At 68.8% G+C, this 20,031-nt stretch carries 18 protein-coding genes; 10 read left to right on the forward strand and 8 right to left on the reverse strand.

Annotated features, from left to right (window positions below; all coding sequences use genetic code 11):
- Positions 1 to 144 precede the first annotated feature (144 nt).
- Positions 145 to 1,140: a TAXI family TRAP transporter solute-binding subunit gene (locus AB0O76_RS33930; RefSeq protein WP_365499324.1), complete on the forward strand. Its 996-nt coding sequence runs from the start codon at positions 145 to 147 to the stop codon at positions 1,138 to 1,140.
- 7 nt (positions 1,141 to 1,147) lie between these two features.
- Here AB0O76_RS33930 and AB0O76_RS33935 read toward each other — a convergent pair whose 3' ends face one another.
- The 5 genes from AB0O76_RS33935 to AB0O76_RS33955 form a co-directional block, all read right to left on the reverse strand.
- Complete coding sequence (locus AB0O76_RS33935) at positions 1,148 to 2,494, reverse strand: hypothetical protein (RefSeq protein WP_365499327.1); 1,347 nt, start codon at positions 2,492 to 2,494, stop codon at positions 1,148 to 1,150.
- Positions 2,495 to 2,570: 76 nt separating this feature from the next.
- Positions 2,571 to 3,911, reverse strand: coding sequence for a HAMP domain-containing sensor histidine kinase (locus AB0O76_RS33940; RefSeq protein WP_365499330.1), 1,341 nt, complete (start codon positions 3,909 to 3,911; stop codon positions 2,571 to 2,573).
- 7 nt (positions 3,912 to 3,918) lie between these two features.
- Positions 3,919 to 4,596: a response regulator transcription factor gene (locus tag AB0O76_RS33945; RefSeq protein ID WP_365499333.1), complete on the reverse strand. Its 678-nt coding sequence runs from the start codon at positions 4,594 to 4,596 to the stop codon at positions 3,919 to 3,921.
- 111 nt (positions 4,597 to 4,707) lie between these two features.
- On the reverse strand, positions 4,708 to 6,120 hold the full coding sequence (locus AB0O76_RS33950; RefSeq protein WP_365499336.1) for a HAMP domain-containing sensor histidine kinase: 1,413 nt from the start codon (positions 6,118 to 6,120) through the stop codon (positions 4,708 to 4,710).
- Between the two features lie 16 nt (positions 6,121 to 6,136).
- A complete protein-coding gene (locus AB0O76_RS33955; RefSeq protein WP_361816624.1) occupies positions 6,137 to 6,826 on the reverse strand; it encodes a response regulator transcription factor in 690 nt (229 codons plus the stop codon).
- A gap of 298 nt (positions 6,827 to 7,124) precedes the next feature.
- Between AB0O76_RS33955 and AB0O76_RS33960 the strand changes: the two genes are divergently transcribed.
- The 9 genes from AB0O76_RS33960 (at position 7,125) to AB0O76_RS34000 (ending at position 15,668) form a co-directional block, all read left to right on the forward strand.
- Complete coding sequence (locus AB0O76_RS33960; protein WP_363310129.1) at positions 7,125 to 7,904, forward strand: amino acid ABC transporter ATP-binding protein; 780 nt, start codon at positions 7,125 to 7,127, stop codon at positions 7,902 to 7,904.
- Positions 7,905 to 7,974: 70 nt separating this feature from the next.
- Positions 7,975 to 8,814, forward strand: a complete 840-nt coding sequence (locus AB0O76_RS33965; protein ID WP_365499340.1) for a glutamate ABC transporter substrate-binding protein — start codon at positions 7,975 to 7,977, stop codon at positions 8,812 to 8,814.
- Positions 8,815 to 8,889: 75 nt separating this feature from the next.
- Positions 8,890 to 9,555, forward strand: a complete 666-nt coding sequence (locus tag AB0O76_RS33970; RefSeq protein WP_365499343.1) for an amino acid ABC transporter permease — start codon at positions 8,890 to 8,892, stop codon at positions 9,553 to 9,555.
- On the forward strand, positions 9,552 to 10,472 hold the full coding sequence (locus tag AB0O76_RS33975) for an amino acid ABC transporter permease (RefSeq protein ID WP_365499346.1): 921 nt from the start codon (positions 9,552 to 9,554) through the stop codon (positions 10,470 to 10,472). The genes AB0O76_RS33970 and AB0O76_RS33975 overlap by 4 nt, the downstream gene beginning before the upstream one ends.
- 1,479 nt (positions 10,473 to 11,951) lie before the next feature.
- Positions 11,952 to 12,605 carry a response regulator transcription factor gene (locus AB0O76_RS33980; protein ID WP_365499349.1) on the forward strand — a complete coding sequence of 218 codons (654 nt, stop codon included), beginning with the start codon at positions 11,952 to 11,954 and terminating at the stop codon, positions 12,603 to 12,605.
- Positions 12,606 to 12,832: 227 nt separating this feature from the next.
- Complete coding sequence (locus tag AB0O76_RS33985) at positions 12,833 to 14,485, forward strand: FAD-dependent monooxygenase (RefSeq protein WP_365499352.1); 1,653 nt, start codon at positions 12,833 to 12,835, stop codon at positions 14,483 to 14,485.
- Positions 14,486 to 14,528: 43 nt separating this feature from the next.
- The gene (locus AB0O76_RS33990) at positions 14,529 to 14,615 is read left to right on the forward strand and encodes a putative leader peptide (RefSeq protein ID WP_348541654.1); all 87 of its coding nucleotides are present in this window, start codon (positions 14,529 to 14,531) and stop codon (positions 14,613 to 14,615) included.
- 79 nt (positions 14,616 to 14,694) lie between these two features.
- Positions 14,695 to 15,231, forward strand: a complete 537-nt coding sequence (locus AB0O76_RS33995; RefSeq protein WP_365499355.1) for a cysteine dioxygenase — start codon at positions 14,695 to 14,697, stop codon at positions 15,229 to 15,231.
- Positions 15,232 to 15,242: 11 nt separating this feature from the next.
- A complete protein-coding gene (locus AB0O76_RS34000; protein ID WP_365499441.1) occupies positions 15,243 to 15,668 on the forward strand; it encodes a rhodanese-like domain-containing protein in 426 nt (141 codons plus the stop codon).
- Positions 15,669 to 15,671: 3 nt separating this feature from the next.
- Here the strand turns inward: AB0O76_RS34000 and AB0O76_RS34005 are convergent, their stop codons facing one another.
- The 3 genes from AB0O76_RS34005 to recX all read right to left on the reverse strand — a co-directional run bounded on the left by AB0O76_RS34005 (position 15,672) and on the right by recX (position 20,029).
- Positions 15,672 to 18,239 carry an FtsX-like permease family protein gene (locus AB0O76_RS34005; protein ID WP_365499358.1) on the reverse strand — a complete coding sequence of 856 codons (2,568 nt, stop codon included), beginning with the start codon at positions 18,237 to 18,239 and terminating at the stop codon, positions 15,672 to 15,674.
- Positions 18,236 to 19,075, reverse strand: a complete 840-nt coding sequence (locus tag AB0O76_RS34010; protein ID WP_365499361.1) for a helix-turn-helix domain-containing protein — start codon at positions 19,073 to 19,075, stop codon at positions 18,236 to 18,238. Before AB0O76_RS34010 ends, AB0O76_RS34005 begins: the two co-directional genes overlap by 4 nt.
- Before the next feature lie 189 nt (positions 19,076 to 19,264).
- Positions 19,265 to 20,029 carry a recombination regulator RecX gene (recX, locus tag AB0O76_RS34015; RefSeq protein ID WP_365499364.1) on the reverse strand — a complete coding sequence of 255 codons (765 nt, stop codon included), beginning with the start codon at positions 20,027 to 20,029 and terminating at the stop codon, positions 19,265 to 19,267.
- Positions 20,030 to 20,031 lie beyond the last annotated feature (2 nt).

Here is a 20,031-nt window from a genome sequence, read left to right on the forward strand (position 1 = left end):
CTCGCTCCACATCCGTCAAGTGAGGTTTGTCCGGGTATCACGGTGTGACGGACGCCTCCCGAGCGGGACGGGCGGGCGCCGCCCGGTGGCCGGTGTGAGTTCGCCCCTGGTCACCGGAGCGAATCGACTGGCAGGATCGCGCGCATGCTCAAGGCACTCCCCCACATCAGCCGACGGCGCGCACTCCAGGGTGCGGGCGCCGCCCTCGTGGTCTTCGGTCTTCTGATGTGGTGGCTGGTCCCGGCGGGCGACGACTCTCCTGGTGGCCGGATGACGTTCAGTACGGGCGTGAAGAACGCCGTGTACGAGCGGTACGGCAAGCTGCTGCGGACCGCCGTGGCGCAGGACATGCCCAAGGTGGACGTGGAGTTGCTGAACAGCCAGGGGTCGCAGGAGAACGTCGAGCGGGTGGCCACGGGGAAGGCCGATTTCACCATCGCGGCCGCCGACGCCGTCGAGAAGTACCGCCTGGAGGGCGGTGCGGGCGCAGACCGGCTGCGGGGGTGTGCGCGGCTGTACGACGACTACGTCCAGCTCGTCGTCCGGCGCTCGTCGGACATCGAGAAGGCGGCGGATCTCCGGGACAAGCGGGTGGCCGTCGGGCAGCCGCGCTCGGGCGTGCGGCTGATAGCGGACCGCGTTCTCAAGGCCGCCGACCTCGATCCCGAGAAGGATCTGACGGCGGTGGACGCCGGCATCGACAAGGCGCCCACTCTTCTTAAGAAGGGCGACATCGACGCCTTCTTCTGGTCGGGCGGACTGCCCACCAGTTCGGTTCTTGAGCTCTCCGAAGAGTTCGACATCCGCCTCGTCAAACTCGGCGACCTGGTGGAGGAGCTGCACAAGCAGGGCGGTGCGTCGCGCTACTACCGGGCCGCCGTGATGCCCGCGGACGCCTATCCCAAGGCGCAGCAGAACGCCGCGGTGCCGACCCTGGCCGTGGCGAACCTCCTGGTCACCACGGACCGCGCCGACCCGGAACTGACCGAGGGCCTGACCCGGACCGTGATCGACAGCCGTGACCACATCGGTGACCAGGTGCACGCGGCCCAGCTGGTGGACCTGCGGACGGCCCTCTACACGGACCCGCTCGACCTGCACGACGGCGCGCGCCGCTACTACCGGTCGGTCAAGCCGTAGCGCAGGTTCACGACGCGTCACCCAGCACGGCGAGCAGCCGGGGCGCGGACTTCGCCGCCGCGGCGGTGTCCTTGTGGTCGGCGGCTTCGCGGAGCTCGCGCAGCGCGTCGTCGACCGGCGCGGCCTTGTCGGCCGGAGTACCGGCGCCGGCCCGTTCCCAGGTGAGTTCGAGGCTGGTGACGTCCCCCGCGACCGCGCCGTCGTCCCCGGCGGCCGCGTCGATCGTCACCTGGCGTGCCCACAGATCCATCCGGTCCGCCTCTACGGAGGAGAGCGGTTCGTAGCGAAGGCGCAGGTCCAGTGCGTTCTGGGCGACCCGCAGCGCCGCTCCGCGGGTGGCAGCCGCGTCGTGCGCGCCAACCGCCCTGATGAGGGCGTCCAGGTCGCGGCCCATCTGCCGGGCCAGCAGACGCGGCACGCGGTCCGAGGCCTCGTACGCGTCCCAGGCCGCACGCGCCTTCCGCGCCGTCGCGTCCGTCGGGCCGTCGTGTGCCGCACGGACGGCGCCCGAGAGCGCGGTCAGGTCGCCCGGCACCGGCCCCGGCTTCGCGTCGGTGGGCACCGCCAGCGAGACCGCCTCAAGGTCGCCATGCGCGTTTCCGGTGGAGAACTCGCCATAACCGGGGGCGAAGACCTTGTCCTCGCGGGAGCCGTCCATGTGCAGCTCGTTCACCGTGATCGCGCCCTTGACGGGTCCGTACGGTCCGTCGACGGTCTGCCCGGTGGCCTTGACCGTGACTTCCTCGAAGACGGTCTCCGGCGCGTTCTCCGGCCGGTAGACATCGCCGGTCTCCGGCCGCGCGGGCATGATCATCGCCGCAGGCCCCGTCTTCCCTGCCAGCCAAGTGCCTCCGGTGTCGGCGACCACACCGTTCTTGTAGTTGAAGACGTCCTCGCCGAGGTACCAGACGGAACCGTCGTCGGCCTGGGCGAACCAGTCGAGCGCGAGCTCCTCGATGCGCCCGTCGGACAGGGCCATGTACTGGACGGTGCGCGCCTTCACGCGCTCCCCCTTCAGGACGATGGTCTTGGTGCCGGGCAGCAGCGTGAACTCGGTCCGGAACGGCTTGCCGTCGACCTGACCGCCGTAGATCACCTGCTTGACCTCGGTGCTGGGGTGCAGCGGGTTGGTGATCGATGCCGGATGGGAGAAGGCCGGCTTGCCCAGGTCCACGCGGTCCTTCCGGGGCGCGAGCGGCAGGCAGTCGCCGGTCTTCTTGCCGGTGCTCTCCTCCACGATCTGTACGCACTCGGGGCCGGCCTTCTCGACCGTCGAGCCGGAGTCGCAGGCGCTGGTCACCAGCGCCGCTCCCAGCACCACTCCCACAGCCGCCGCGAGATTCCTGTTGCTCATGGCGCACCTCCACGTCTCGTACGACGACCGTGGCAGGAGGCCGCTGAACGGACCCTGAACGAAACTGAAAGGGCCTTCAGGAGGCGGATCCGGCAGGGAACGAGACCTCGAACCGGGCCCCGCCGAGCTCCCCGCGCGCCACGGTCACCGCACCACCGTGCACCGCCACCAGTTCCGCCACGATCGCGAGCCCGAGGCCGCTGCCACCGCCGTCCTCCACAGAGCGGGAACGGGCGTCGTCGAGCCGCACGAACCGCTCGAAGACCCGCTCGCGCTCGGCGGCAGGCACTCCGGGGCCGTCGTCCTCGACCCCGAGGACGACCAGGCCGTCCGCCCGGGCCGCCAGGTCGAAAGCCACCTGGGAGCGGGCATGCCTGGCCGCGTTGTCACCGAGGTTGCGCAGCACCCGCCGCAGGCCCTGCTCGTCCGCGTCGAGGCGCACCGCCGACACCCCGGCCGTACTGATCCGCAGCCCCGTCATCGCCGAGCGCAACCGCCGCGCCTCGTCGAGCACCAAGTCATCGACGTCGACCGGCTGGAGGCGTGGGCTCAGCGCGTCCTCGTCGGCGCGTGCCAACAGCAACAGATCGTCGACCAGCCGCTGCATGCGCAGGTCCTCCGCGAGGACGGTCGCCGCGAGCTGCTCCTGATCGGTCCTGCCGGGATACCTGAGCGCGACCTCGGCGTGCTGCCGGATGGAGGCGACAGGGGAACGCAGTTCGTGGGAGGCGTCCGAGATGAACCGCCGCTGTGCCGTCTGGGCCCTTTCGAGGCGGTCCAGCATGCGGTTCATGGTGGCGGCGAGCGCGGAGATCTCGTCGCGGCCGTGCGGCAGCGGCACGCGGCGGTGCAGCTGCGCGGAGGAGATCTCCTCGACCTCGGCGCGGATGGCCGCGACCGGCGCGAGCGCCCGCCCGACGGCCATCCAGGTGGCTGCGGCGGCCATGATCAGCAGCAGCGGCAGTCCCACAAGGAGCAGCCTGGTGACGATCTGCGTCGACTCCGCGACCGCGATCAGCGCCCGCCCGACCAGCACGGTCTGCTTGCCGTCCGGCCCATCGGCGGCGACCGCCACCACCAGGAACTCGTCCTCGTCCAGCGGGGTGGTGATCCTGCTCTCGCCGCCCCTGTCCGGGCGCACGAGGGCGGGCAGTTCCGCCACGTTCTTGCTTGCGGCCACCACAGCCCCGGAGGCGTCAAGGACCTGGATGAACTGCTCGTCGCGCTCGGCCACCGCCAGGGACGGCACACCGCGCCCGGACTCGATGACAGCGGCGACCTGCCCGGCACGCGCGCGTGCCGCCTGCCGTACGTCGTCGGTGAGCTCCGCCTGCAACAGCGCCACCAGCGCCACAGCACCCGCGACCAACCCCACCGCGACGACGAGGACGGCTGCCGCGGTCGACCGGACCCTCACCCCCTGTCTACCCGCCATCGGAGGCCAGCCGGTATCCGCAGCCGCGCACGGTCTCGATGGCTGCTCTTCCGAACGGCCGGTCGAGTTTGGTGCGCAGATGGCTGACGTAGACCTCGACGATGTTCGGGTCGCCGTCGAAGTCGTCGTCCCAGACATGGGCGAGGATCTCCCGCTTGGACACGGTCTCGCCGCGCCTGCGCAGCAGGAACTCAAGGAGCGCGAACTCCCGGGCGGTCAGTTCGACCCGCACCGCCCCGCGTGTGACCTCCTTGACCGCCGGATCGAGCCGCAGATCACCGGCCGTGAGCGCCGCGGGCCGCTCACGGAGGTCGCGGCGCAGCAGCGCGCGCAGCCGGGCAAGCAGCACGGCGTACGAGAAGGGCTTCGTCAGGTAGTCGTCGGCGCCCGTGTCGAGGCCCTCGACCTCGTCCCATTCGCCCTCCTTGGCGGTGAGCATCAGGATGGGGGTCCAGTTGCCCTCGGCGCGCAGGGCCGCGCAGACGCGGTAGCCGTTCAGACCCGGCAGCATGATGTCCAGGACGATGGCGTCATACGGGTTCTCGCGCGCCCGCCACAGGCCGTCCGTGCCGTCCAGCGCGACATCGACGGCGAAACCCTCGGCCTCCAGGCCGATGCGCAGCCCGTCCGCGAAGCGCTCCTCGTCCTCGACGACCAGTACCCGCATGTTTCTGATTGTGGCCCCCCTGCGCTGAACCGGAGCTGAACGCCGTCGTGCGCGCGCCGCTACCAGGGGTCGATCAAGCCGTAGCGGTCATCGACGCTCAGCCATCGGCACTCACGTCGTCGACGCGGTTTCCGTGCGCGGGACGCCGACGGTCACCCGCAGCCCGTGCGGCTCATGGCTCTCGTAGGCGATGGAGCCGCCGCCCGCCGCCAGCAGGGCCCGCGAGATGGAGAGGCCGAGGCCCGAGCCCTTCACGTTCTGGTGGCGGTTGCTGCGCCAGAAGCGGTCGCCGATGCGGGCGAGTTCGTCCTCGGTGAGGCCGGGTCCGCCGTCCGTGATCACTATCGTCGTCATCGCTCCGCTCCCGGAGACCTCCACCCGCACCTCCTCGCCCTCGGGCGTGAACTTCAGGGCGTTGTCGATCACCGCGTCCAGGGCGCTGGACAGCGCGACGGGATCGGCCCAGCCGGTGGTGGCGGGGCACTCCCCCGTGAGCCGGACCCCGCTCTCCTCGGCGAGCGGCCGCCAGGCCCCGACCCGCTCCGACGCGAGCTCGCCGATGTCGGTGAGGCTCAGGTCCGCGTCGGCGTGCTCGGCGAGCGCCAGGCCGAGCAGGTCGTCGAGGACCTGGGCGAGGCGCTTGCCCTCGGTGCGCACAGAGGCGATCTCCTCGTTACCCTCGGGCAGTTCGAGGGCGAGCAGCTCGATGCGCAGCAGCAGGGCGGAGAGCGGATTGCGCAGTTGGTGCGAGGCGTCGGCGACGAAGGCGCGCTGCTGCTCCAGCACGTCTTGGACGTTGTCCGCCATCTCGTTGAACGACCGGGCCAGGCGCCTGAGTTCCGGCGGCCCGCCCGCGGCCGCGACCCGCGACTTCAGGCGCCCGGTCGCTATGTCGTGCGTCGTCGCGTCCAGGACCCGCACCGGGCGCAGGACCCAGCCGGTGAGCCGCAGCGCGGCGCCCACAGCCAGCAGCATCGCCGCCGACTCGCCTGCGCCGATGAGCAGCCATCCCTGCAGGGTCTTCGAACGCATGTGACCCGTGGGCGAGTCGGTGACGACGACGGCGATGACGTCACCGTCCCTGATCACCGGAGAGGCGACGACTAGCCGGCCGCGCTGCCAGGGCCACACCTGGCGCGGATCGTGGCTGCCGCGGGACCTGAGTGCCTCCTCGAAGGCCTCCCGTTCGTGCCCGCGCGGGGGCAGGAACCAGTTGCCGGGCGCGTGCGCCATGGGCTGGCCGTCCCGGAAGAAGACGCCCGCCCTGATCCCGTACACCTCGTGGTAGTAGTCGAGTTCGGTCTGGAGGGTTTCGCGGCGTTCGTCCTTGTCGCGCACCCGCGAGCCGGTGGGACGTTTCGTGACGAACTGCGCGAGCGCCGCGAATCTCGCCGTGTCGTCGATCCGGTCGACGACCACCTTCTGCTGCTGCGCCGCGGCGACGCTCACCGCGAGCGGGAAGCCCAGCGCGAGCAGCACTCCCGCCATGAGGACGATGAGCAGCGGCAGAAGGCGAGTGCGCACCTGACCTCGCTACGCGCTACGCGGCCGGGGCGACGAGGCGGTAGCCCACGCCCCGTACGGTCTCGATCAGGGCCGGCATGTGCAGCTTGGAGCGCAGGGACGCCACATGCACCTCAAGGGTGCGCCCCGTCCCCTCCCAGCTGGTGCGCCACACCTCGCTGATGATCTGCTCCCGGCGGAACACCACACCGGGCCGCTGCGCGAGGAGCGCCAGCAAGTCGAACTCCTTGCGTGTCAGTTGGACGGTCGAACCGTCCACGCTGACCTGGCGGGTGGGCAGTTCGATGCGTACGGGACCGAGGCGCAGTTCGCTGTCGGCGGGGCCCGCCGCGGCGCCGGACGGGGGGCGCCGGATGACCGCGTGGATGCGGGCTATCAGTTCCCCGGTGTCGTACGGCTTCACTACGTAGTCATCGGCCCCGAGATTCAGGCCGTGGATCCGGGAGCGCACGTCGGCACGGGCTGTCACCATGATCACGGGCGTCGACCCACGCTTGCGGATCTTGCCGCAGACCTCGTAGCCGTCCTGGTCGGGCAGCCCCAGATCGAGCAGTACGACTCCGAAGGGCGCCGTTTCGCCGGGCAGCAGGGCCTGCAGGGCCTCCTCGCCGCTGCGTGCGTGCACGACGTCGAAGCCGTGCCGGGCCAGGACCGCGGACAGGGCGGCGGCCACGTGATTGTCATCCTCTACGAGGAGCAGTCTCATGCGGGCCCCCTCCGGTTCATCGGTCGTTTCGTTCGCGCTTGCCGATGGCCGGTACGCGCGCGTGCGTACGCACCAAGGCATCCACGCCGATGGATAAGGGCGGCGTCAAGAGGGTTCGGGTTACGGGCACGTTCCGTTATGCAGCCGGTACGCGCGCAGAGCTACGCAGGGCGTCCCCTTCACGCGGAGTGTCCGGTTGCGGCCGGATCGTTATGCTCAATTTCCCCTCAGATGTAATGACGCTGGTCGCACCGGGTTATTACTGTCCTCCCAACCGAGGAGGATGGAGCAACAAGCCGTGACCGAAGTATCGGTGACCAAGGACGCCATACCGCCCGGGGCGGACGACCTGGTCGTGCTGAAGAACGTCAACAAGCACTTCGGCGCTCTGCACGTCCTCCAGGACATCGACCTGACCATCACCCGCGGTGAGGTCGTCGTCGTGATCGGCCCCTCCGGGTCGGGCAAGTCGACACTGTGCCGCGCCATCAATCGCCTGGAGACGGTCGAGTCGGGAGAGATCTCGATCGACGGCAAGCCGCTGCCCCAGGAGGGCAAGGAGCTCGCCCGTCTCCGTGCGGACGTGGGCATGGTCTTCCAGTCCTTCAACCTTTTCGCGCACAAGACCGTGCTCGAGAACGTGATGCTGGGCCAGATCAAGGTGCGCAAGACGTCCAAGGCGGAAGCTGAGACAAAGGCACGCGGTCTCCTGGACCGCGTGGGTGTCGCCTCGCAGGCCGACAAGTACCCGGCGCAGCTCTCGGGTGGCCAGCAGCAACGCGTCGCGATCGCACGCGCGTTGGCGATGGACCCGAAGGTGATGCTCTTCGACGAGCCCACGTCGGCGCTCGACCCGGAGATGATCAACGAGGTCCTCGAGGTCATGCAGCAGCTCGCCCGTGACGGCATGACCATGGTCGTGGTCACCCACGAGATGGGCTTCGCCCGGTCCGCGGCCAACCGCGTCGTCTTCATGGCGGACGGCCGGATCGTCGAAGAGGCCGTGCCGGACCAGTTCTTCAGCAACCCGCGCAGTGACCGGGCCAAGGACTTCCTGTCGAAGATCCTTCACCACTGACGCGCTGGACGCATCACGCGTCGAGCCCTCTGCGTCTCAATCTCTTCTGCCGACACAAAGGATGTTCACCATGAAGGTTCGTAAGGTCACCGCGGCGGCCGCCGTCGTGCTCGCCCTCTCCGTCACCGCCACCGCTTGTGGCTCGGACGACAAGGACGACAAGGGTTCCGGTGGTGGCAAGAAGATCACCATCGGCATCAAGTTCGACCAGCCGGGCATCGGCCAGAAGACCCCGGACGGCAAGTACGAAGGCTTCGACGTCGACGTGGCGACGTACGTCGCCAAGGAGCTCGGCTACAAGGCCGACGACATCGAGTGGAAAGAAGCCAAGAGCGCCGAGCGCGAGAACATGATCTCGCGTGGTGACGTCGACTTCATCGCGGCGTCGTACTCGATCAACGACGAGCGCAAGGAGAAGGTCGACTTCGCCGGCCCTTACCTGCTCGCCCACCAGGACATCCTGGTCCGCGCGGACGACAAGTCCATCAAGTCGCCGAAGGACCTGAACAACAAGAAGCTCTGCTCTGTGACCGGCTCGACGTCGGCGCAGAACATCAAGAAGGAACTGGCCCCGAAGGCCCAGCTGCAGGAGTACGGCGGCTACTCGGAGTGCCTGACCGGCGTGGAGAACGAGGCGATCGACGCGCTGACCACGGACGACTCCATCCTCGCGGGCTATGCCGCGCAGAAGGAGTTCCAGGGCAAGTTCAAGCTCGCCGGCTTCAAGATGACCAATGAGAACTACGGCATCGGCCTCAAGAAGGGCGACGCCGACCTCAAGAAGAAGATCGACGCCGCGCTGACCAAGATGGTCGACGACGGTTCGTGGGAGAAGGCCGTGAAGGCCAACTTCGGCCCGGCGAACTACAAGTACGAGCCCGCCCCGAAGATCGGCGACATCAAGAAGTGAAGCAGGGCTTGATAGGCGCGCCGTCCCCCTGGGCGGCGCGCCACGCCCTCCCCACACGCGGAAGCGCGGGAGATCGTGTTCGACTTTCTTGAAGGTTACGACTTGCTGGCGGCCTTCTGGGTGACGGTGAAACTCACCGCGCTCTCCGCCGTCGGCTCCCTCATATGGGGAACAATGCTGGCCGGTATGCGAGTCAGCCCGGTGCCACTCATGCGAGGTTTCGGTACCGCGTATGTGAACGTGGTGCGAAACATCCCACTGACAGTCATCATCGTCTTCACGTCCCTGGGGCTCTTCCAGACGCTGAGCATCAACTTGGGTGCGGAAGAGTTCAAGACGATCAATTTCCGGCTAGCGGTGCTCGGGCTGACCCTTTACACGTCTGCGTTCGTCTGTGAGGCGCTGCGGTCCGGAATCAACACCGTGCCCGTCGGCCAGGCCGAGGCGGCACGTGCGCTCGGCCTCAGCTTCACTCAGGTGCTGGGACTGGTGATTCTGCCGCAGGCTTTCCGCGCGGTCGTTGCGCCACTCACGAACGTACTGATCGCCTTGACCAAGAACACGACGGTCGCCTCGGCGATCGGCGTATCCGAAGCCGCACTCCTGATGAAGGAGATGATCGAGAACGAAGCTCAGCTGCTGCTGATCTCGGCCATCTTCGCGCTCGGATTCATGTGCCTCACCCTTCCCACCGGTCTGATCCTCGGCTGGGTGAGCAAGAAGGTGGCGGTGAAGCGATGACCTCCGTTCTGTACGACGCTCCGGGGCCTCGCGCCAAGCGGCGGAACATCGTCTATTCAATCGTTTTCCTCGCCGCTTTCGCTGCCGTCGCCTATTGGGTGTACGCCAAGCTGGACGAGAAGCACCAGCTCGACTGGGTGAAGTGGAAGCCTTTCTTCACCGACACCCGTGCCTGGGAGACATACATCTGGCCGGGGCTTGAGAACACCCTCACGGCAGCCTCATTCGCCATGCTGATCGCCCTTCCCTTGGGCGCCATCTTCGGTATTGCGCGTCTCTCCGACCACAGTTGGGTGCGCATTCCGTCCGGCACCGTCGTGGAGCTCTTCCGCGCGATCCCGGTGCTGATCCTGATGTTGTTCGCCGACGCGGCGTACTCCGAGTTCACCAACGTCAGTTCGGACGACCGTCCGCTCTATGCCGTCGTCACCGGTCTGGTGCTCTACAACGCGTCGGTTCTCGCGGAAATCGTGCGAGCGGGAATCTTGTCCCTGCCCAAGGGCCAGTCCGAAGCCGCGATGGCGATTGGCCTGCGCAAGGGACAGACGATGCGGTCCGTCCTGCTCCCGCAGTCGGTCACCGCGATGCTGCCCGCAATCGTCAGCCAGCTCGTGGTCGTCGTGAAGGACACGGCGCTCGGTGGCGCGATGCTCACGTTCTCGGAACTGCTGGCCTCGGTCCGGCCCATGAGCGCCGCATACGGCGCGAACACCATCGCGAGCTTCACCATCGTCGCGGTGATCTTCGTGGCAATCAACTTCGCACTCACGACTTTCGCAAGCTGGCTCGAGAAGCGACTGCGCCGAGCCAAGAAGAGCACCGGGGCCGTAGTGGGCCCCGCGGCGCTCGACAACCTTGAGACAGTCGGCCCCAAGAAGATCCCGGGCGACCCCGGAGACGCCAGCGGCGGCATCTAGGGACCGCCGGTCCTACGGACACACATGGCGGAGGCAGCGGCATTCATGCCGCTGCCTCCGCCATGTGTATGGTCGCCACGCTTAGCGTGGACGTATTTCCTTACTTTGGTAGTCTCCGGATACGGAGAGCTTGATACCCAGAGTAACCTCTGAGCGCTTGCTTCCCATCACAGTCAGCCATGCCGTCTTGTTGCATCCCTTGACCGTCTGCTCGTCCATGTCAGGGCCACCAGAACCGGGGTACCTGACGGCAGCCCGAGCCCTCCACTCCTTGCAACCCTTGTACGTAACGCGAATACTATGCTTTCGAGTATTCCTCATGCTGGTACTGATGTATTGCTTATCCTTGAATTTCCAGGTGTGGCCACCCCCCAGAATATCGATGCTCCCCTTGACTGTGCCGCGATATATTTCCGTCGGCCCGTCGGCGTGTGCAGGGACAGTTGTCGCGCCGAGGCACATGAGCAGCGACACTCCAGCAGCCGACAAGCCGCGGCGCACTGCAATCTTCGAGTAAGGCACTAATTCCCCTCCGAGTGGATTCAGCTAGGTCAGATTCATTTCATGAATCTGACCTGAAAAAACGAGCCCGGCAGTCAGGCAGGAAAGTTGCCCCATTTCCATGCCCAGTCGTCATCGAAGTCCGCCTGCACATACCTAATGTTGGCAGTGGCCTGCAGACGCTTGCAGTTCGCCTTCGTGGGAAGCTTCTTGGTCGGGGTCTTGATTGGTGTCTTACCAACCACACTGCCGCCCTGGATCCTCACCACTCGCCGCCCATCACACCAGACCGCCGCCCCCAGACCGAGAACATGACGGCCGCGACTGCACCCCGAGGGGGACTTGAAGTAGATCTTGGGGTGACGCCCGGAATATCTGATCTTGATTTGCGGAGACCCGCATTCGCCGGAGGCACTCACCGCTCCGCGCTCTTTCGCCGCCGCAGGAGCAGTTACCCCCACGCCCGACGGCACGAAAACCAATGCAGCCGCACCAGCAAGGGCAGCGATGCCACGCCTACCCCAAGGCGACGTCGTAGCTCGACGGACATCCTGTCCACCGAAATCCATCCGCATCCGTAAACTCACCTCACTGATCGAATCGGAGACTATCCCCTTTTCCTTGAGAGTTACCGTATATTTGCAAATTGCGAATCCGGCACCCCCCACTTGGGGGTCCTTGGAGCTCCCGCCCCCACACTGGGGGCGCCTAATCCAGCGCAGCAACTGCTGCAGCCGACACCACCAGACCCACCCCGACAGCAATCCCGCCACAATCGGAGAATGGCGTCCTTTCAGGGCAAAACGACACTCGGCGCAGCCGAGCACCCCTCACCTCCCTCAATAGAAGCTCAAATTGCAGCGCCATCACCGTGAGTAGCTTGACGGACACAGGGCGAGCTCGGCAATGTTGCCGCCAAGCCATTCGCCCTGACCAGGCAGTGGCGACACTTCGGAGTCTCGGGGAGCCGGGGGTTTAATGATGATCCAGGTAGCGATTGCCAGCAATAACGAGTTCTTTCGGGCCAGCTTGGTCGCGATTTTGTCTTCTCAATTCGAAGTTCGCATCACATCACAGGGAGAACTTGACCAAGCGTTGCCTCTACGAGGGTTTGCACGCGCCGATATCATCATGGTCTGCACCGTCACCGCGGGTGAGTCTATTGAAGCCATCGAACGCATAAAGCGACTCAAAGATCCCCCGAAGATTCTCGTGATCGCCCAACGAATACGTGTGAGCGAGGTTCGGAGACTGCTCACCCTGGATGCGTTCGGAATCCTGCTCCAAGAGACGGCAGCTCGACATCTCGCCTGGGCCGTGGACGCCATACACAAGGGAAGTCGCGCCCTTTCCCCTGAAATCGCAGACCATGTATTTAACGAGTACTCAAAACCGAATCACTTCTCCAATAACACCAGAGAGGCTCGCGAGAAACTCGGGCAGCTCAGCACCCGGGAGCGCCAAGTGCTGGAGCTCATCGCCGAGGCACTACCCAACAAAGAAGTGGCAACTCTCCTCGGAATAAGCTCAGAGACGGTGAAAGGGCATGTTCGATCAATCTGCATGAAACTTGATGCAGCGAGTCGACTCCACGCCGCCCGAATCGCTTGGCAAGCCTCTGCAGCTGCGTAGTTCCGTCCAGCAGGCTCGTTGACCGGACGCCTCGGGGAACGAGCCTGACCGGGGACGACGTAGTATCGCCGCCCCATCGTTTAAGCCGTCCCCACACGACGTCGTCACTTGACGCAAGCACCGGCAATGGGTTGCATACGTTCTGTGATCGTGCACCGGGCTCCAACTGCCAGTTCTTGTACGTACGTCCAGCGCTCCCGGGCCCTTGCGGCGGGAGGTCGTGCACCGTGGACCCGGTGATCGTTGTCGGTGCGGGGCCCGTGGGGCTCACGCTCGCCCTGGCTCTCGCGCGGCACTCCGTACCCACCGTCGTACTCGACGAAGGGCCCGGCAAGGACGAGCAGCGGCCCGCGCGGACCGTCGTCCTGCGGGATGACACCGCGGCCCTCATGGAGCGGCTCGCCGGTCACTCGTTCGGTGACATGGAGACGGGCGCGCGGTGGGCGGGCTGGCGTTCCCTGCGCCGCAAGCAGCTCATGCGGGAGCTCACGTTCAGTGATCAGACGCCTCCGCCGTTGCATGTGCCGCAGCATGTGCTGACCGGCGCTCTGCGCGCCGCCATCGCCGATGAGCGCCTCGTCAAGATCGCGGTCGAGAGCAAGCTCGACTCCCTGGAGCAGGACTCGGGCGGGCTCACCGCCCACACCCGCGGGCCCAAGGACACCTGGTGGCGCGGCAGTTACCTGGTGGGCTGCGACGGGCCGCGCTCGACGGTGCGCAAGCTGCTCGACATCCGCTTCCCGGGGCGTACGGCCGTCGAGCGACACGCCGTGGCCGCGCTGCGCACGGAACTTCCCAGGCCCGGTGAAGCGTTGTTGCATCGGATGCCTCCGTGGCGCGGCGGAGGCGCCGAGGTGACGGGCCGTCCGCTCGCCGGCGGGGTGTGGCGGCTCGACTGGTTGCTGCCGCCCCGCGGCGACCTGGTGACTCCGGATGCGCTCGTGGCGCGCGTCCGGGAGACCCTCGCGGGGTGGTGCGGGGGATCCACGCCGCCGTACGAACTGCTCGACACAGGTGTGCACACCGTCCACCACCGACTCGCCCGCCGGTGGCGGGTCGGCCGTGCCTTCCTCGCGGGCGACGCCGCACACCTGCTCGGCGCGCTCGGCACGCAGGGGCTCGACGAAGGGCTGCGGGACGCGGACAACCTCGCCTGGAAGCTGGCACTCGCCTGGCACCACGGCGCGCGCGAATCCCTGCTCGACAGCTACCAGGCCGAGCGGCGCGCCAGTGTCGCCGCCCGCCTGCGCGCGGCCGACCAGTCGCTGCCGATACTGCGGGGCGGCGGAGGGCTGCGCTCGTACGTGCCGGGCACGGCGCGCGGGCACGACACGCTCCTCACGGACGGCCATGTGGGGCGCGGCCCGCTCGGCGCGCCCGGGTCGTACGCGGAGTCACCGCTGGCACCCGCGCCATCGGAGTCCGAGGTGGTGGTCGGCACCGAGCCGGGCGCCCCGGTCGCCGATGTGCGGGTGACGGCGCCCGACGGGTCCTTCGTGCAGCTGCGGGACCGGCTCGGCCTCGGGCAGCTGCTCGTGGTCCTGGTCGCGCCGGGCACGGTGGTGTGGGAGCGGCGGCACTGGGTGAAGGCCGGGATCATGCCCCGGCTCGCCGCCGCGGTGACCGCGCTGCCGCACCCTGCGGAGCTGCTCGTCGCGGAGAGCTACCCGGGGGCCGCCGCGCACTCGGTGCTGCTCATCCGCCCCGACGGCCACCTGGTCACCGCGCTGAGCGGGGTGCGCCCCGCCGAGCTGTACACGGCGGCCGAGACGGTGCTCGGCGGGGTGCTTCCGAAGCAGCGGGCGCGCGAAACGGACACTACGGAGAAGGCGAAGAAGGCGGAGAGCAAGGCCGTCGCGAGCCGGCCGACCACACAGTGAGCCAGAGTTGACCGGCACGCAGCGTCATGGTCTACTCCGAAACGTGACCGACACCGATCTGCGCCTGTGGCGGAGGGTCCATATGGACCTCGTCCGCTATGCGGGCTGCGTGTGTCGTCCGTCCTGCTGAATTCGCCTTCCCCCCTCGCGCGCCCCTGTTTCTTGTGTTCTTTGGTGCGCGCCTCCGCGAACTTCCAGGACGGATACCCGTGTCTGCCTCTGTCTCCACCACGCACGCGCCCGCGCCGGCGTCCGCGCCCACCGCCGCCGAACTGCTCGATTTCGTACGTCGTAGCGCCGCCGACCCCGAGCTCATCGCCTCCCTGCCGCTCGACCCCGAAGGCCGCACCTGGGTCCGGCTCGAAGGTCCCGGCGGCAGCGAGGCCTGGCTGATCGGCTGGCCGCCAGGCACCGGCACCGGCTGGCACGACCACGCCGAATCCGTCGGCGCCTTCCTCACCGCGGCGGGCACCCTCAAGGAGAACTCGCTCGCCGCGCGGCTGCCCACCGACGGCTGGAAGACCCTGGAGCTGTCCGAAGGGGTGGACCGCGAACGGGAGTTGGCGGCGGGCAAGGGCAGGGCGTTCGGCCAGAACCACGTGCACGAGGTCCTGAACGAGTCCACCACCGAGCACGCCGTCTCCGTGCACGCCTACTACCCGCCGCTGCCGCGCATCCGCCGCTACAGCCGCACCGGTCCTGTGCTCCGCCTGGAGTCCGTGGAGCGTCCGGAGGACTGGCAGTGAGCGGGCGTGCCGTGGCTCGCGGCGACGATCTCGGCGAGCAGCAGACCGTGGGCGAACCGCCCATAGGTATCGATGAGTTGCTGGAGCGTGTACGGCTCGATCTCGACCGGGTCACTCCCCAGCAGGCACGCGACACGGCTGCCGCCGGGGGACTTCTCGTCGACATCCGGTACGCGGCCCTGCGCGAGCGCGACGGGCTGATCCCCGGCGCCCTCGTCGTAGAACGCAATGAACTGGAGTGGCGCCTTGACCCGCAGGGCAGCCACCGCGACCCGCAGGCCGTGGGTCACGGCCTGCGGGTCGTCGTGGTCTGCAACGAGGGCTACGCGTCGAGTCTGGCGGCCGTCTCCTTGCGGCAGCTGGGGCTTCGGCACGCCACCGATCTCATCGGCGGGTTCCAGGCGTGGAGGGCCGCCGGGCTTCCCGTCGAGCGGTGACCCTCACTCCTTGGCCGTGGCCACCGTCACGGGGCGCGGCCTCAGGGCGGCGCGGCCGGGGAGGGCGGTCGCGGTGAGGGCGAGCAGTGCGGCGAGGGCCACCACGGAGACGTACACCAAGGGAGCGACCGAGGGCGCCGCGCTGCCGGTCATGCCCACGCTGAAGGCCGTCAGGACGGCGAGCGCGATGCCGCTGCCGAGGGCCGTGCCGATGAGCAGCACGGACAGTGCTTCGGTGCGCAGCATGCGCAGGACCTGGCGGCGGCTCGCTCCGGCGAGGCGCAGCATCGCGAACTCGCGGACGCGTTCGGAGACCGACATGGCCAGGGTGTTGACCACGGCGATCGCGGTGAAGGCCAGGACGAGGCCCATGGCGAGGTAGTTCACCTCGGCGTTCGCCTGCTGGCGTGCGGCCTGGAGGTTGTCGGCCTCGGCCGGTGCGAGGACCCGCACACCCGGGAACTTCTCGACGTCCACCGCGAGTTGTTCCTGTGTACGGTCGCTCTTGATCAGGACCGTGGCGGCGAGCGGGTTGTCGACGTGGCGGGCGACCAGGTCGTGCGCCATGGTCAGATCGCCGAACCCGAGCCCGCGCGCGTACACGGCACCGACCTTGAGCTCAGTCTTTGTGCCGTCGCCGAGCGTGAGCTTCAGGGTGCTTCCGGGCTTCAAGTCGAGCTGGTCGGCGGCCAGTTCGCTGACGGCGACGCTGTCCTTGCCGAACCCCTTCAGCGATCCGGCGGTGACGTTCGGGTCCCAGGTGCGGCTCAGGTCGGCCGGGGTGACGCCTTGCGCCGGGTACTTGTCGAGGCCTACGCGCACGGTGGTGCGGACGACTTCGGTGGCGGCCTCGACGCCTTCGGTCGTACGCAGCTTCTGCGCGGCCTGGGCCGGGACGCCGGGCCCCTGTGCCGCCAGGACCCAGTCGGCGCGGATGCCCTCGCGGGCCTGCGCGCGGGCCGCGTCGCCGAGCGTGGGCTGGACGAACAGGACGGTGCAGGTCATGCCGGTGAGGAGGGCGAGCGGGGTGACGGCGGCCGCCATCCGGGCGGCGTTGCCCCGGAGGTTGGCGTGCGCGAGGCGGCCACCGGGACCGGAGAGCCGCAGGGGGCCGCGGAGCAGGGCGGCCGCCGCCTTGACCAGGAGCGGGCCGAGCAGCGCGACGGCGGAGGCGAGGACCACAACAGCCAGGAATGTCACGGGAGTCGACGCGGGCTCGGTGCGCAGGACGCTGAGCAGGGCGACCAGTACGGCGCCCCCGGCGAGGAGCACGAGCCCCGCGATGACGCGGCTCCATGGGAGCCCGGAGCGCTCGACGCGCGCTTCGGCGAGGGCCTGCGCCGGGCGGATCCCGGCGATGCGGCGGGCCGAGACGCGGGCGGCGGCCCAGGCCCCGAGGAGCGTCGCGGCCACGGCCGCCATGGGCGGGAAGACGCTCACGGAGCGCTCCAGAGTGGCGGGGACGGCGCCCAGGTCCACGAACCGGCCGTGCAGCCAGCCGCCGAGCGGGATTCCGGCGAGCGAGCCGAGGATGCCGGCGGCCGCGCCGACGATCAGGGCCTCGCGGCCGAGGAGCCGCCGGATCTGCTTGGGGGTGGCGGCGATGGCGCGGAGCAGGGCGAGTTCGCGGTGGCGCTGCTGCACGGAGAGGGCGAAGGTGCCGACGACCACGAGGATGGCGACGAGGAGGGACGTACCGCCCATCGCACCGCCCATGCTGACCAGCTTGACGCGGGCGCTCGCCGCGTCGAGGAACTCGACGGGACCACGGTCGTCTCCGGCGCTGACCTGCGCCTTCGTTCCGTTGAGCGCGTGGGTGACCGCCGCCTTGAGGTCTCCTGTTTCGGTGCCAGTGTCGGTGCCCTCGGCGGGTACGACGCCGAAGGCGGTGACCTGTCCCGGGTGGGCGGCGAGCCGCTCGGCCTCGCCGGCGGAGAAGAAGAGCGACGTCTGGTGGGCGAGCGCACCCTGGGCGGGGGCCGCGACTCCGGTGATCCGGTAGGTGCGCGGCGCCTGTGTCGACTGCACGGTGAGCCGGTCTCCCGGCGCGAGGCGGGCACGGTCGGCGAGGTCGCGGTCGATGACGAGGTCGCCGGCGGCGCGCGGGGCCTTGCCCTCGACGAGACGGAACGGAGTGAGCGCGGCCGACCGCCAGGCGTGTCCGTACGCGGGCTTGTCGGGGAGGTCGCCGGAGACGTCTCCGGGCGTGCGCGTCAACGGCTGGGCGAGGAAGGTGAGTTCGGGGACGACGTCGCCGACGCCTCTCACTCCCTGGAGCTTGCGAGCGATGTCGTCCGACAACCAGGCCCGTTCGGCGATCGGCTTGGCCTTGTGTTTGACCTTGGTCTTGCCCTTCTTGTGCTTGACCGTGGTCTGGTGGACGTTCTGGTCGGCGGAGACGATCACGGGGGCCGCGGCATAGCGCTCGGTCCGTACGGTGCCCCGCAGGCCCGTCTCCAGGAGGGTGCCGCAGGCCGTGATGAGCGCGGCGGCGCACATCAACGCGAGGAAGGCGCCGAGGAATCCGCCCTTGCGGGCCCGGACTGTCTGCAGTGCGTAGCGCAGCATCATGATGTGGCCTCGGGTTCGGTCGCGTCGGGTGCGGAGGGGTGGGCGGGGTCGGCGAGGTGGGCGGGCTCGTCCGGGAGTTCGGGTGCCGGGAAGGCCAGGAACCGGGTGAGCACGGTGCGCGCGTCAGCCGGCGTCTCGGCGTCGGGGCGCTTGTAGCGGTTGAGCAGGGCGATGTACTCCTCGAAGAACTCGCGGAGTTCGGGGAGGGTCAGCCGGATCGTGCCGCGCGAGTACGGGAACGCGTCGGTCCACTCGCCTAGTTCGGGGCCGCCGTCCCGCTGCAACTGCTCGAAGAGCTCCAGGTCGGCGACGTACGAAAGATGGTTCAACTCGTCCATCACGAGCCGTGTTTCGGCGTTCTGCCTGCTGCGCGGCGGAAAGCGCCGGTCGCCGGGGACCGCGCGCCACCAGCGTTCACGGCCGTGCCCCGCACCCCCGGTCTCCTCGACGAAGCCGTAGCGGGCGAGTTCGCGCAGGTGGTAGCTGGTGGCCCCGGTGTTCAGACCGAGATCCCTGGCGAGGGTCGCGGAGGTGGCAGGACCGTGCACGGTGAGGTGCTGCAGCATCTGCTGCCGCCGGGGCTGCGCGAGCGCCTTGAGCACGCGGAGATCACGGAGCTCTTCGTGGGCGTGGTGCGCTGCCGCGCGCTGGGGGGCTGCTTGGGGCTCGCCTTCGGGGGCTGCGTCGGGTTCGGTCTCGTCTCCGGGGACCGCGTCAGCCCCGTACTCCGGGACGGCTTCGGTCCCGCCACGCAGGGCCGCGTCCGTCTCGCCATCAGATGCGGGCTCCGCCCCACCTTCCGGGGCTGAGCCGGTCGTGCCGGGTTGCTTTGCCATGCGTACACAGTTTCCTGTGCACAGGGAGCTGTGCAGTGCGGTGGACCGGCGTCTTCAGTGGGGGGTTACCCCCACCCCCCAGGCGCGGTAGGCGAGTTGAGGCCGTGTACGAGAAAGGGCCGGGCCCGCGGCTCGCACCGCGTCGCCCGGCCCTGACCTGGGCCCCACCCCCGCGAGGGCCCTGGTCGCTCAGCCCCCGTCGTACCCGAGGTCTTCCGTATCCTCGCCCTCTTCCTCCAGGGCCTGCCGGACGATCCTCAGCGCGAGGCCTTCCGAGTAGCCCTTGCGGGCGAGCATGCCCGCGAGCCTGCGCAGCCGCTTGTCGCGGTCGAGGCCTCGCGTGGAGCGGAGCTTGCGGGCGACCAGCTCGCGTGCGGTCGCCTCCTCCTGCTCCGAGTCGAGCTGTCCGACGGCCTCCTCGATCAGCGTGGCGTCCACGCCCTTCGTCCGCAGCTCCTGCGCGAGCGCCCGCCGGGCGAGGCCCCGGCCGTGGTGCCGGGACTCCACCCACGCGCCCGCGAAGGCCCCGTCGTTGATCAGGCCGACCTCTTCGAAACGGGTCAGTACTTCGTCCGCCACGTCCTCGGGGATTTCCCGCTTGCGCAGGGCGTCCGCGAGCTGCTTGCGCGTACGCGGGGTTCCGGTGAGCAGGCGCAGACAGATCGCCCGCGCCCGCTCAGCCGGATCCCCCGTCGGCGACTCCCCCTTCTCGGCCCTCGACGAGGAAGGGGGGCCGCTGTCCTGTTGGCCGTCGCCCCGGCTGTCACCCCGGCCGTCACCGAAACCGCCTCGCCGCCGACGACGGCCGCCGCTCCTGCCGCCGCCACGCGAGCCGGTGCCCGCACCACCCTGGCCGGCGCCGTCCTGATCCGCACCGTCCGCGAAGCCCTGGCCCGCGGGGGCGGTGTGATGCTCGGGGACGGTGTGCTCCGCCCAGTCGGTTCGCCGCGTCACGG

Source organism: Streptomyces sp. NPDC086554 (assembly GCF_040686095.1).
GTDB lineage: Bacteria > Actinomycetota > Actinomycetes > Streptomycetales > Streptomycetaceae > Streptomyces.